The organism is Microcystis sp. M_QC_C_20170808_M3Col, assembly GCF_007095505.1.
In the GTDB taxonomy this organism is placed as follows: Bacteria; Cyanobacteriota; Cyanobacteriia; order Cyanobacteriales; family Microcystaceae; genus Microcystis.
This window is the reverse complement of sequence record NZ_SFBY01000020.1, coordinates 1-13,361: the sequence shown is the minus strand read 5'-3', so window position 1 is coordinate 13,361 and position 13,361 is coordinate 1. Positions and strand designations below refer to the sequence as shown.

Annotated in this window: 12 protein-coding genes and 1 pseudogene; 4 read left to right on the top strand and 9 right to left on the bottom strand. The window is 44.1% G+C overall.

Annotated features, from left to right (window positions below; all coding sequences use genetic code 11):
* Window positions 1-649 precede the first annotated feature (649 nt).
* Window positions 650-1,828, bottom strand: coding sequence for an AI-2E family transporter (locus tag EWV84_RS01025; RefSeq protein ID WP_286824162.1), 1,179 nt, complete (start codon window positions 1,826-1,828; stop codon window positions 650-652).
* A gap of 199 nt (window positions 1,829-2,027) precedes the next feature.
* On the opposite strand from EWV84_RS01025, the gene EWV84_RS01020 reads away from it, so the two are divergent.
* Window positions 2,028-2,222, top strand: a complete 195-nt coding sequence (locus tag EWV84_RS01020; RefSeq protein ID WP_233271340.1) for a hypothetical protein — start codon at window positions 2,028-2,030, stop codon at window positions 2,220-2,222.
* On the opposite strand, the gene EWV84_RS01015 is transcribed toward EWV84_RS01020, so the two are convergent.
* Together EWV84_RS01015 and EWV84_RS01010 are read right to left on the bottom strand one after the other, a co-directional pair.
* On the bottom strand, window positions 2,162-2,650 hold the full coding sequence (locus EWV84_RS01015; RefSeq protein WP_286824161.1) for a PIN domain-containing protein: 489 nt from the start codon (window positions 2,648-2,650) through the stop codon (window positions 2,162-2,164). The genes EWV84_RS01020 and EWV84_RS01015 overlap by 61 nt on opposite strands.
* A complete protein-coding gene (locus EWV84_RS01010) occupies window positions 2,643-2,894 on the bottom strand; it encodes a UPF0175 family protein (RefSeq protein ID WP_002764591.1) in 252 nt (83 codons plus the stop codon). Before EWV84_RS01010 ends, EWV84_RS01015 begins: the two co-directional genes overlap by 8 nt.
* Window positions 2,895-4,767: 1,873 nt before the next feature.
* Here EWV84_RS01010 and EWV84_RS01005 point away from each other — a divergent pair.
* Window positions 4,768-4,890: pseudogene (locus EWV84_RS01005) on the top strand (PEP-CTERM sorting domain-containing protein); the annotation flags it as partial.
* Between the two features lie 746 nt (window positions 4,891-5,636).
* Here the strand turns inward: EWV84_RS01005 and EWV84_RS01000 are convergent.
* The 6 genes from EWV84_RS01000 to speA form a co-directional block, all read right to left on the bottom strand.
* Window positions 5,637-6,197, bottom strand: coding sequence for a PIN domain-containing protein (locus EWV84_RS01000; protein WP_287075818.1), 561 nt, complete (start codon window positions 6,195-6,197; stop codon window positions 5,637-5,639).
* A complete protein-coding gene (locus tag EWV84_RS00995; protein ID WP_287075816.1) occupies window positions 6,181-6,660 on the bottom strand; it encodes an excisionase family DNA-binding protein in 480 nt (159 codons plus the stop codon). The genes EWV84_RS01000 and EWV84_RS00995 overlap by 17 nt, the downstream gene beginning before the upstream one ends.
* A 37-nt stretch (window positions 6,661-6,697) precedes the next feature.
* On the bottom strand, window positions 6,698-6,931 hold the full coding sequence (locus EWV84_RS00990; RefSeq protein WP_287075814.1) for a PIN domain-containing protein: 234 nt from the start codon (window positions 6,929-6,931) through the stop codon (window positions 6,698-6,700).
* The gene (locus EWV84_RS00985) at window positions 6,928-7,203 is read right to left on the bottom strand and encodes a UPF0175 family protein (protein ID WP_147069031.1); all 276 of its coding nucleotides are present in this window, start codon (window positions 7,201-7,203) and stop codon (window positions 6,928-6,930) included. Before EWV84_RS00985 ends, EWV84_RS00990 begins: the two co-directional genes overlap by 4 nt.
* Before the next feature lie 201 nt (window positions 7,204-7,404).
* Window positions 7,405-9,420, bottom strand: coding sequence for a ribonuclease catalytic domain-containing protein (locus tag EWV84_RS00980; RefSeq protein ID WP_287075812.1), 2,016 nt, complete (start codon window positions 9,418-9,420; stop codon window positions 7,405-7,407).
* Window positions 9,421-9,497: 77 nt separating this feature from the next.
* The gene (speA, locus tag EWV84_RS00975; protein WP_287075810.1) at window positions 9,498-11,537 is read right to left on the bottom strand and encodes a biosynthetic arginine decarboxylase; all 2,040 of its coding nucleotides are present in this window, start codon (window positions 11,535-11,537) and stop codon (window positions 9,498-9,500) included.
* Window positions 11,538-11,881: 344 nt separating this feature from the next.
* Here speA and EWV84_RS00970 point away from each other — a divergent pair, with 344 nt between their 5' ends.
* The gene (locus EWV84_RS00970; protein WP_287075808.1) at window positions 11,882-12,415 is read left to right on the top strand and encodes a DUF4330 domain-containing protein; all 534 of its coding nucleotides are present in this window, start codon (window positions 11,882-11,884) and stop codon (window positions 12,413-12,415) included.
* Between the two features lie 183 nt (window positions 12,416-12,598).
* Window positions 12,599-13,189, top strand: coding sequence for a recombination mediator RecR (gene recR, locus EWV84_RS00965; protein WP_287075821.1), 591 nt, complete (start codon window positions 12,599-12,601; stop codon window positions 13,187-13,189).
* The last annotated feature ends 172 nt before the right edge of the window (window positions 13,190-13,361 follow it).

Sequence of the window (13,361 nt, the reverse complement as noted above, 5' to 3'; positions counted from 1 at the left end):
ACTTTGTGTAAGACAGTACATGGTTTTTTAACCGTGGTATGCAACGGTGGTTGAAGCAGAAACTTAAATCGTGAGGTTTAGGAATCGCCGCACTTTTAGGGCGGCGAGGATGTCAAGGTCTGTTGGTTTTCGTCCATGTCACACTGTGGGTACAAGCACGGCTTCCTTGTCTGATCCCGAAATCAGGTTGTTTACTACTCAATCCACAAAAAAAATGTCTGAAAGGCTTAAACCTTAAGCGATCCAAACATTTTTTCATTGCAATCGGAGGGTGATATTGACTTTATGTCTTAACTTCGAGCTTACGATAGAAAGCTGGCTGTTAATGTAGCCTATTTAACCAAAACATCGATTTTTTGCTTATTTATCGGGATAGAAAATGACCTTTTCTTATAATTATCGGAGTTTAGAGATAATTGGTTAGCTAATCTCCCAATAAGCCAGGCCCCAGAGACCAGCAAGGCATCCTCAAGCCTTCATTTGTCCTTCCTAGGCATGGACGGCGATCGCCGAGAGCGGAGTTAATACACCAATATGGATATCATAACTCGATCGAGGGAGAAAAACCAAGAACCTGCGAGAAAATTGCCGATTTTTCCCGGCCAAGATTACTGCTCAGATCGCCCTAGATTATGCCGTCAGTCATTCTTCAGCGAGAAACCACCTCGCTAGAGGATTCTGATTCTAGGGGGAGAGAGGGTTTAATTATCCCGTATTTTGTCTCCTCTGGTGTCACTTGACGGATAACCTCCAAAGCTTCCTTGATCATTACTGCCATGGGAACTGCGACAATTACCCCCAGTAAACCGCCCACTCGCGCCCCCGTCAAGACCGAGACCAACACCCAAAAGGGATTTAACCCGGTGACACTGCCCAAAATCCGGGGAGCAATGCCATTTTCGACAATTTGCTGCACCACTACAGCCACGGCTAAAACTTGTAGAGCTAAACCAATATCGCGCAAAGCTAGTAAAGCTGTCACCGTGACAATGCCTACAGTTCCCCCAAAAGGGATTAAGGCCATGGTGCCAATCAAGAGGCCGAATAGGAGACCAAAAGGGACTTTAATCGATAAAAATGCCGTGACTAATCCCAGGGCCATGCAGGTGGCGCAAATTACCTGTCCGACAAAGTAATTCTGAAAACTTAAGCGTAGGGTTAGGGAAAAGGGTTGTTGGACGGGTTTGGGCAACCATTGGATAATACTCCTCCAGATATCGGGACTGTGGAGAAGTAGATAAAAGGTGAGGATAATAGTTAACAGCACATCAAGCACTCGCACCACGGTAAAAACGGTGAGATTAAGGGCTAAATTAACGCTTCTTCCCGCTAGAATTTGCAATTCTGCCCCTAAACGACTGTTAAACTGAGCGATAACACCATCGAAACTGATCGGAATCGGTAGATTCATCATGTCGATTTTGGTATCTAGTTGCATCAGTTGGCGCTGTCCCGAGTCTAACCATTCTGGCAATCTATTGACAAATTGCTGTGCTTGGGTGAAGACTAAGGGAACTAGGGTTATTCCCACGGCCACAAAAATTAAAATCGTGATCAGGGAAACCACGATCGCAGCTAAACCCCGTTTTAATCCCTGACGTTCCAACCAAGTCACCGGATAACCCAAGAGAAAAGATAGAACGGCCGCTATCAGTAAAATAACAAATAAAGATTCAAAATAGCCAAAAATTGCCGATAATGCCCAGGCATTCAGGACGACAAGTGGTGCAGCTAGAGCAATCACCAGTAAGCGGGATAAGGAATTCAGGGATTGCCACCACGTCTGAATCCAATTGCGTTTCGGGGGAACGACTTTAACTTCCACCATGAAGCCTCTTAAAAGGTTTGTTTCAACACTTGTATTCTGACAGATCGAAGCCTAACCCGCTAACTCAACCGGGGGGAAGTGGGGTGATGGGGTGTGGGATGCTGACAGGTGTAGGTTTATTACAACCCAGATGGTTCTTCGGTTTGTCTTATGCAACGTACAGGATTATAAGGAATGAAACTCTTATAGAGAAAGACATTTGGCGATTTTTGTCAATTATTTTTGTCTAGAGCGAACTAATCAATTAAGTCTCTTGCCAGATAAGGATTTAGTCGATTTATGCTCCCCTATCGAACCATACCAAGTAACGAAGAGCCTTTTTTTTAAGCATACTTACTCTCCAGCTAATCGAAGAACATCATTGACAACTTTATCAGTTAGCCACATTCCTTGATGGCGTAACTTAGCAATAACGGGAGCAACAGAAGATAGATAGCCCTGCTGCTTCGCTTTAACTAAAACACCAAGCGTTCCTGAATATTTTAAGCGATATAAATTGGCAATACGTCGGGCTAATTGATCGTCAAAAATCAGTAAACTACCTGGATTTTCTAATCCTAAAGCTAAGACCTCAGCTTCTCCTTGCCCTAAATCAATAATAGCCGGAATTAGACTGACTGATTTAACCAGAGTAATTGAAATCCATTCAATCGCCTGAATATTGGGAACATCAATTCCTTTATTTTTACCGATTGCTAATTCTTCGATTACTGCCGAAGGAGTCAAGATTTGAGAATACAAGCGTTGGAGCAATTCCAAGTAGCCCACTTGATGTAAGTACAGTAGAGGAGAGGTGTTGACAATGACTTGAGGATTAGGCATTGACAATATCTTGTTCTAATTGTTCAGTCGTTAAAGAAAAAGGGGAGACTTGATAACGCCCCAAAATAGTTAAAAATTCTACTCGTGACATTCCGGCTAATTGTGCTGCACGTCCTGAAGATAACTTGTCAAGTTCAAAGAGTTTAACGGCTGCCAATATTTTTAATTCTCTCGATAGATTTTCAGGAGTTTCTTTGAGACTAATTAAGATTTCTTCAGGGATTTCAAGGGAAATAGTGCTCATTTTCTTTCTCTCTCAATAATTGTCTCTATTCTACACCAATAAAATTAGTCCTTCTCTGTGAGCAGAATCAGTAACGGGTTTCCCCCCTCCAACCGACAGAATGAGCGGGTGCAGCCTATCTTGTCCTCAAGGGGTTGGAGACCAAGCCTCTACCGCTTTATGGCAATATAATCGTGCTTAATTTGGGTTAGCGATCGAGTTGAGGGGCAGTCAAGGGAGAACGCAAAGGCGAATCCGACATACCGCGCCATAATCCCCCACGGAAGACGATAGTTCGCTTGAGAAGGAGTAAAACGGGGGAAACCACCTGAGACTCTTTCTCCTGTGAATCGCTGGCTAGAAAGAGGAGTATAAAGATTTATTAAATTGTAGCTTTTGATACTTTATGGGGGGGGGGTAGTGTGTATCTTACTCGTGATCCCCTTAATGAATAATTGGATGAATTATGAAATTCCTGAATTTTAGTAAATTTAGCAATGTAGCTACCATCGCTACTGTCACTCTGGCTACCTTAAGCTTGGCTAGTAATAATACTGCTAACTCTGCGACTTTACCAATTCAGTTTTCACCGGGAGATTCATTAGGATCTCTAAATATAAATAATTCTGTTGTCTTTAATACAGATCCTATCTCTGGAGGTTCGATTTTTGGTTCAGGTCGTCTCGCGACTGTATATTCAAACTTTGCACCAAGTGGTGTTCAAGTTAGAGTTTTCGATTTTGATAATATTGATATAAACTCTGGGGGCGAAATTCGAGCGGTCGGTTCAATGCCTCTCATTTTAACATCAAACAACAATGTGCTCATAAATGGTCTAATTGATTTATCTGGATTACTAGGTATGTCAGGTTCTAATGGCGGAGGCGGCGGAGGCGGTGCAGGTGGTGGATCTCTCGCTTTTTTTGCTAACCAAAGTATTGAAGTAGGTACAAGTGGCAGTATTCTTTCGTTAGGTGGAAACGGAGGTATGGGTAACTCTGCAACTGGGAATGGTTCTGGTGGTACTGCCGTAGCAGGTGGTGGCAATGGTGGCAATGGTGGTACTACAACGGCAGGTGGAAACGGTGGTGCAGGTGGCAATGGTGGATCGACAATTGGAAGGGGTGGAGGCGGAGGCGGTGGTGGTGCTTATGCTGGCGGTGGTGGTCCGGCTGGGGCTAGTGGCTTTCTAGTAATTCCAGGTGCAGATCCTGGCCTTGCTGGTGCTCCTGGCCAATGCCCTCTAACTGTGCCAGGAGGCAACGGGGGAAGTGGTGCTGGTGTCGGTCTGGTGTCTGGTGGGGGAGGTCCCGGTGGATTGCCTCCTGGTGGTGCTGGTGGTGCTGGTGGTAATGGGCGTTTGGGCTTAGGCGGCGGAGGTGGCGGAGGAGGAGGTGCCACGCTCGGAGGCAACGGAGGTCCTGGAGGTCCTGGTTCTGGTTTAGGCGGCGGCGGCGGCGGCGGCGGCGGCGCTGATGGCTCCGTTAATTGTCCTAATATCAATCCTGGAAAGGGCAATGCTGGTGGTTCTGGTGGTGGTGGTGGCAGTGAAGGAAAGCCTGGCGGTGATGCTGTTATAAGATCAACTAATCTGCAGATTAATAACAATGGTGGAGCAGGTGGCGGCGGAAGTATAGCTCTAGGTTCAGCGATTGATAATGTAAATATTCTTGGCAATGTATCGCTACTAGGAGGTAATACAGACGCTCTTTCCGCTCCCGAAGGTGGCACTGGAGTTCTTTTCGTCTATGGAACACTTTCTGGCAATGGAATGATTGACGCTATTATTGACGAAAGTAGTGGTATATCCGCTGACAATTGGTTCATCACTGGTGGCTCTGGCGGCGCTGGCGGCGGTGCTGATGGAGTCCCGCTAGATTGTCCATGTCGACCAGTACCTGAACCTTCCTCCACCCTCGGCTTCCTTGCCCTCGGCACTCTCGGTGCAGCCTCAATCCTCAAACGCAAACTAAAGTCATCCAAATTCTTAGAAATGGAAACTACAAAAGTCTCCTAAAAACCATCAATGAAAAACTTGCGATCGCTCCTTCATTCAATCACTTGAAGGGGCTTATTTTTACCATCTTTTTTAATCTTAAAAAAATCTCAGTGACCTTAGAAAAGGGCAGGAAACTCGGCTGGATTGATAATTGGAATCCCTTGATAAGTATCGATAATTAAAAAATCACTTTTTTTGCGATCATAACTTGTGGTTAAATTAATCTGATGTTCGCGTTAAGGCTATTTTGAGACTTCCTCAACGAGGGAATAATGGTTCCAGCCAACGACAGAATAAGGGTTTCAGCTTATCTCGAACTCACGTTAATTAGTCATCCCAATCTGAATTCCCAGAAAATAAAGTTAATCTAAACAATTGCCTGACTTAAAGAATCTTGATTCTGGCTTTTTTGTAAGAGTTGAATGGGTTGATGAGTAACCAGAGAATAGAGAACATCAGGGTCAGAAACGTTGAATCCTGTAATAACTGGACTTCCCCCATACATAAATACTAAAAAATTAACAAAACCCTGACTGCAGGTCGCTTCTCAGAAAAAATTGAAAAGAGACTACTGGGTACATTTTTTACTTGAAAATGGCTGTACCGTTGACTGTATCTGGAGTGGAGCGATGACCTAGAGTTCGCTGTATAGCGATCGCTAACTTGATTGTAACAGATAGTGTCATTAATCTCTAGAGTAAGGGATTCCCTCTGTAGCCATGTTTAGATAGCTAGTACATTTACACTAGAGAAGTTCAGTTATATCAAAGAATTTTAGTTATCTTTTGACAAAAATTAGATAAATTAGCTTTTTTATCTAAAAACTCTAGTAATTCAGCTAGGGATTTTTGAGGATTTTTATATTTCTTGACTTGCCCATTTAGACTGAATTTAATTTCTTCGGGATATTCATCAAACAAATTACTTAAAAAAGTATCAGGAGATTGAGCCTTTATACCCCAAGTTTCTAAAGCTGACAGTGAAAAGTCGGTAATATTATTAGTTAAAATTAGATTAGCTTTAGCCATAACAGCAGTTGCTAAAACATGACGATCTTTTAAGTCGTTTGTCATTAACTCAATTAAACCAGATGGCACTTCAACCATGGCTTCGGGAAAAGCTGCTTTCATTGTCTCCACTAAATTAAGGGCTTTTATTGAAGTTATATCATATCGATTAATCAGATTGCGGGTTGTTTCTTCTAAAATTAATTTCGACCAGTAAGGCGAGTATAAACCTTGCCAAGCAATCAATAATAAAGTATCGCGTAAATACTGAGGAATAAGAACACAAGCATCTAAAACAACCCTAGTCTCTGCTGTCATCTAGGTTTAATTCCTCATCTTTTCTGTATAGTCCTTCCGCTTCAGTCATGGCTACAAGGTTATTTAAAATTTGTTCTCTTTCTCGATATTTTTTTTCTTTATATATTAGCAAATCTTCTCGTTTTATTCGTCGATCACTGCCTACATTAGTCGATAAAATTTGCCCCTGTTCTAGTAATTTTATTAGATAAGAGTTAGAAACATTTAACAAATTAGCCGCTTCTTCTATAGTTAAATCCTGATGGGTAACATTTAACTGAATTACCTGTCCCGATGCTAAGGCAGCTACACTGTAACGAAGTACCATTAAAACCGATTCGGGAATATAGACATTTTCTCCCTGTTCAGTGACGAGTCTCGTCGGTATTTCTCTATTAAGCAGCTGATTTAATTGGGTTATTTGTTCAGTTTCTTCGGGTTCGACAAGAAAATGAGTTGGGTCAAAATTAAAATATTTACTCATATCAGAGAATGACTCCACGCATTTATATTATTTCACCTCATTTTAACATACCAATCTGACAGGGGGACAAGAACCATGAAATCGATACATCATAAGCTTTATAGAGCTTTTGATCGAATAAGTTTTCCGCAGCAGCCCGATGATTTCCCGTGGTGACTTCATTATAAACTTCTTGGGGAATGATAATTTTACCAAAGAGTTTTTGGAGTAAGTTAAGTTGACCAACTTTAGCTAACTCACTTAACGGAGTGGTATTAGAGACAATAATCACGCAGGAGAATCTTCTAATAATTGCAGGGTTTCTGTAATTTCTTGTTCTAACTCTTCTCGATTTTGGTCGGGGAAGATGGCAACCCCATATTGACCCATAAGTTCGAGAACTTCTAAACGAGAGACTCCCAATAACCTGCCGGCTATCCCACTACTAATTTCTCCATGTTTTAACAAAGTCATGATATATGCTATCTTAGCCTGTTCTTCTGCTTGTGAATGGAGAGATTCCGAGATATTAATAGGCAAATCAAATCGTATTGTTATGGTCATACGTTGGGATTATGCAGAAGTTTTTGGCTCTTTTAACTGCTAAATAATAACATTTTACAACAGATTTGCGCCCGTAGGTTGATTTGAGCTATCAGAGGGGTGTGGGGTGTGGGGTAGTGGAGCATTTGGCTGAAATTTCCCTAAACCCCTAAATCCCTATCACCCTATCTCCCGACTTCTGAATTCTGTCTGTGCGAGAGATTAACTTGCTTGAGAGGAGACAAAACCCGACAACTCGCGAAAACGGATCTCATCCCGCTGGGGATCAGAGCGACTAACTTGCACTTGAAAGCGATCGCCTAAAGATACCGAGCGCTCAAAACGATGGGGTAATTCTAACCCCAATTCCTCCAATAAAATCAAGCCTAAATTTTCTTCTTCCCGCAGCCAGCGCAACACCAAAGCTTGCCAGACTTGATCTCCCTGTCGTCGCAAAAATTCCAAACTCCAATAACGATTAGTTTGTCGTTCCACCGAGGTGGCTTCCAGGGCCGAACTAGCGACACTATAGAGAATTTCCTGCATTCTATCCCGCGTAAAAGGCAGTTGATCGCCCCGGAGATGGGCTTTTAGTTGAAAATGGGTCAAAAGGTCAGTATAACGGCGAATTGGCGAAGTTACTTGGGAATAGGTATTCAATCCCAGACTAGCATGACGGTTAGGAATCGTCGTCATCTCACTGCGCGGCATACAGCGACGCAAGGCACAGGAACGCACTGGGCCCGCAGGTAGTAAAATTAACTCCTCATCGGGGGGTAATTCCGGTTGTGGTTGTCCGCGGAAAGGCACGGGTATCTCGTGTTCCTGACAGTAGCGACCGGCGATTTCTCCGGCTAAAATCATCATTTCCGCCACTAATTGCCGAGATGGGGAAACTTCCTGCAATTCTACGATAATTTCGTCGTTAGCCTTCACCTTAATGGATGATTCTGGCATTTGGATGTTAATCGATCCCTGAGATTTACGCCATGCGTGGCGTTGTTTGGCCCAACGGTTGAGAATCCTCACTTCCGGTTCATGCTGCAGGTCCAGATGTAACATTTCGTCCACATCTTCGTAGGTGAGGCGATAGGTGGGTTTAATTGTACTAGGATGGATACGATAATCGGCGATCGCCCCTGTTTCATCGAGGATTACCCCAAAACTCAACGCAGGACAAAGTTTTCCCTGTACCAAACTCATCGGACCGGCGGCCAATTCTAGGGGAAACATGGGAACCATTCCCGTGGGAAGATAAAGACTGGTACTGCGACGACGCGCTTCTAGGTCTAATTCATCATCGGGAAGCACTAAACGGCTAGGATCGGCAATATGGATCCAGAGACGATGACCACCATCTGCGAGCATTTCTACCGATAATCCGTCATCGATTTCCTGGGTACTTTCATCGTCGATGGTGTAAATTTTTTGGTGAGTTAAATCGAGACGATTGTTGACATCCGCATCCGCAGGGGGATTGAGTAAATTAAGACGCGCCACATCAAGTACCTTTTTCGAGAATTGAACGGGGTAGGAACTGCGTCGCAGGAAAAGGTTTTCGTGACTACTCCACCAGTTCAAATCGACTAACAATTCAAAAGCAGCCTCGGGGGTTTGGGAACGGCCCAGCAGCGAGAGTATTTCCATGGCTGCTGGGTATTTTTGTTCGGGTTGGAGGATATATTTTTCTAGAGATTCCAGACGAATTCGATCGCTTTCTGACCATTCTACCGTTCCACTGGCCAAGGCTTGCTGGAGACGTTGGAGAAATTGGCTTTTTTCCCGTTGACGCTGTTGTTCCACCTCTAGCTGGTGTTTGATTTCCTCTACCTGATTTTCCGATCGGGCTTCGTAACCATCCCCTTTATTTTTAAAATAAACTTTATCATCACTCAAGAGACAATGGGCCGCATAGCAAAACTGCGGACTGCGATCGGAAAAGAGGATCTCGGCCATGGTTTCGGGAGTGACTAACTGATTTTCCCCGGCTAATAATTCCCAGGCCACTTCTAAACCACTAGCATCTAGATAGGGTTGGACTTCTCGCAGAAAATTGCCAATCTCCTTATGGTTGGACGGACCTGCTTTGACAATGTAATCGAAGCGTTGGGGACGCAGTTTATGCGGGTTTCCCCCTTGATCGATGACGATCCAATCTTTTTTACCTTCTGGGCGATCGATCACCCCTAAGCGCCTTTCTCCTTGGACGCGAAATTCTACCAGCGTTCCCTTTTCCACTGCTTCCCCTTACTGCCTATCTATTTTGTCTATTTTCTATCATCCTCGATCGATTACTCGATCGGCAAGAGCAATCATCAATCCCCACCCACTAGATAGGTATAACGTCGCAAACTGCGTTCATAATCCTGTAGTAGTAATTGGGATTCTTCCACAGTCATGCGATTTTCCTGTAAAGCTTGTTCACAACGAAGACGAATTCTTTCTAACAGGTCTTCCGCAGAATATTGTACATAACTTAATACTTCCGTGATCGTATCTCCTTTGACTAGATACTCGATATCGTATCCCTTGGGACTCATCTGAATATGTACCACGTTAGTATCGCCAAAAAGATTATGTAAATTACCCATAATCTCTTGATAAGCACCCACCAGAAACATTCCTAGATAATAGGGTTCTGGAGAATGTTTCCCGTTTTTGTACTCCAACGGATGCAATTCTAAAACTGATTTTACGTCCCCGCGCAAATCGATAAACTGGGCAATTTTCCCGTCACTATCACAGGTTAAATCGGCGAGAATTCCTCTTTGGGTAGGTTCTCGATCGAGACGATGGATCGGCATAATCGGAAATAGTTGATCGATCGCCCAACTATCGGGAACTGACTGAAAAACCGAGAGATTGGCATAATAAATTGAGGCCATAATTTGCTCTAAGTCTTCCAAGTCATCGGGAACATAATCCTGTTGTCGGGCCACTTGCAGAATTTTGTGACAACAAGCCCAGTACAATTGTTCGGCTCTAGACCGTTCTTTGAGACTGAGATAACCGAAATTAAACAGACTAATCGCCTCCTCTTTGAACTGTCCCGCATCGTGATAAGCTTCCTGATAATTGCGCTCATCGATACCCGTGTAGGTTTCCCAGAGATTACGGAGGATGAGGTGTTCTTTCCCATTGCAGGGATCGGGAGGGTTTTGGGGAACCTCACTACTTCCCAAGATATCAAAGACTAACACCGATTGATGAGAAGCGATCGCCCGTCCACTTTCACTGATGAGAATTGGGGGTGAAATCTGGGCATCCTCACAAGCTTCCTTGACCTCGGCCACGATATCATTGGCATAATTCTGCATATTGTAGTTTTTCGAGGCATAGAAGTTAGTTTTTGAGCCATCGTAATCAACCCCTAAACCACCCCCCACATCGATATAGGTCATATTTGCCCCTAATTTCGCTAATTCCACATAAATCTGACTAGCTTCGCGAATGGCATCCTTAATGACGCTAATAGCGGAGATTTGCGACCCGATATGATAGTGCAGCAGTTGCAGACAATCTAACATCCCCGCTTGTTCTAATTCCGTCACCACCGTTAAGATTTCCGGGACGGTTAAACCGAATTTGGCCCGGTCTCCCGTGGAACATCCCCAACGACCCACCCCTTTTGTCCCCAGTTTCGCACGCACTCCCAAATGAGGGGCAATTCCTAACTGACGACTGACGCGCAGGGTTAAATATAATTCTTCCAATTGTTCGATGACAATCAAAGGCCGATGACCGAGACGAGTGGTCAACAGGGCAGTTTCCAGGTATTCTTTGTCCTTATAGCCGTTACAAATTAGCAATGGTTGTGTTTTGTCATTTTTACCGTTTAAGGCAGGTTCTAGGGTAGCTAAAGCAATCATTAGCTCAGGTTTTGAACCAGCCTCCAGCCCAAATTGATAGGGTTTACCAAAACGCACTAAAGACTCGACGATGTGACGGTGTTGATTGCACTTGATCGGATAGACACCGCGATAGACGTTGGGATAATTATAACGGGCGATCGCTCGGTTAAAACAGGCATTCAGGCGCTCGATCCGGTCTTCCAAAATATCACTAAACCGAATTAGCAGGGGTAAACCGATATTCCGCCGCTTAATCGCCGAAACTAACTCGTATAAGTCCAAAGAACCGCCCCTTTCTCCCTGGGGCGAAACGGTAATGTTTCCCGCGGCATTGATCGAGAAATAGGGTTCTCCCCAGCCTTGGATGCGATAGAGATTTTCGCTATCTTCGATCGACCAATGTTTAACGGGGGCAACTTTTTCGAGGTTGTTACCGTCAGAAGGGGTCAGATTGACTGGAGATAATTGCTTTTCTTGTTTCTTAAGTTGAGTTTTACCGGCCATTGTCTATCGATCGCTCCGTGTGAGACTCCGATCTTCTATCTTAAGTCAGACTTCCCGTCCGCGACCAAGATTCCGATCGTGATAGAATCTATTAGCCCTCAGGAGGCAGGAGTCAGGAGTTAGGAGGCAGAAGGCAGGAGGCAGGAGGCAGGAGGCAGGAGGCAGAAGGCAGAAGGCAGGAGGCACAGGAGGCAGGAGATTATTTTTATTTATTCTCCCCATCTCCCCATCACCCCCCGCAACGCGCACGCAGTGACCACCCCAACCCCCCATCACCCCCCGCAACGCGCACGCAGTGACCACCCCAACCCCCCATCTCCCCAAAATTTTATAGTGAACCGCTTATGAATTTATTAGACTCAAAAGGACGTTTATTCGGTAAATTTAGCTTGCTTGATATCGGAGCGGCTTTAGTAATTTTATTGACTATAGTTGGTATTTTTGTTGTGCCGGGGACGAGTGGTAAAAGTACGATCGCTCAAGTTACCAAAGAACCCATAGAAGTGGATGTTATTGTCCGGGGTTTAAGTGTTCTCAATCCCAACGCTTTGATTAATCAATTCAATACCGAGAAGAAAACTAATATTGTTATTCGTAATCAACCAGCCGGTCAAGTGGACATAAAAAATGTTAAACCTTTATCGAGAAATGTCCTAGTTCCGCAGCCGGATGGTAGTGTGAAAGTCCTACCCGATCCCCGCACGGAAAACTATTCTCAAGATATGATTATGACTCTCAGTGGTCAAGCAGAAGTTACCGATACTGGTGCGGTTGTTGGCGGTCAAAAGGTGAAAATTGGCACTTTAATCGAGTTGGAAGGAGATAATTATAATTTCAACACCAGTGTTATCGATGTCCGTTTACCAAAAAGTTCTTAATCAGTGAGCAGTAAACAGTAAACAGTAAACAGTGAGCAGTAAACAGTGACCAGTAAACAGTGACCAGTAAACAGTGACCAGTAAACAGTGAAAAGACAGTAGGAAACTTCTATTTAACACTGCTCACTTGAAAACTCAAATCTGATAACTGATAACTGATAACTGATAAGAGGATTAACTGCTATTTATACACCGCCTTTAGCTCGTTTGATCGAGCAGTTACAAAAATTACCCGGGGTAGGACCAAAAAGCGCCCAACGTTTGGCCCTGTATATTCTCAAACGACCGGAGCAAGACGCGATCGAATTGGCCCAGGCGATCGTGGATGCTAAAAAACAAGTAGGATTATGTCAGGTTTGTTTTCATCTTTCGGCCGAACCGATTTGTGAAATTTGCCGCAATCCTAACCGAGAAACGGGTACTATCTGTGTGGTGGCCGATTCTAGGGATGTGATTGCTTTGGAGAAAACACGGGAATATTCGGGCAAATATCACGTTTTAGGCGGTGTTTTCTCACCCATGGATGGGATTGGACCCGATCAATTGAATATACAGTCTTTAGTCACCAGAGTTAGCCAAAAAAAAATTCAGGAAGTTATCTTGGCCATTAGTCCCAGTGTCGAGGGAGAAACCACAACTTTGTATATCGGGGGTTTACTGAAACCCTTCACCAAAGTTACCCGTATCGCTTTCGGGTTGCCCATGGGCGGCGATCTGGAATACGCTGATGAAGTAACCTTAGCGAGAGCTTTAGAAGGTCGTCGGGAATTATGACCCCACACCCTGTCCCCACTAAAAGACTTTTTGCCGCAAACCCTACTTAGGACAATTATCGAAAATTTGGGTTAAAACCCCGTCGTTTTACGACGGCTTTAAGCTACAATGGAAAAAGCGATAACCAAGCTAAAAACTGAACCTTGACCACAGATAGTAGGGGGTTTCGTTC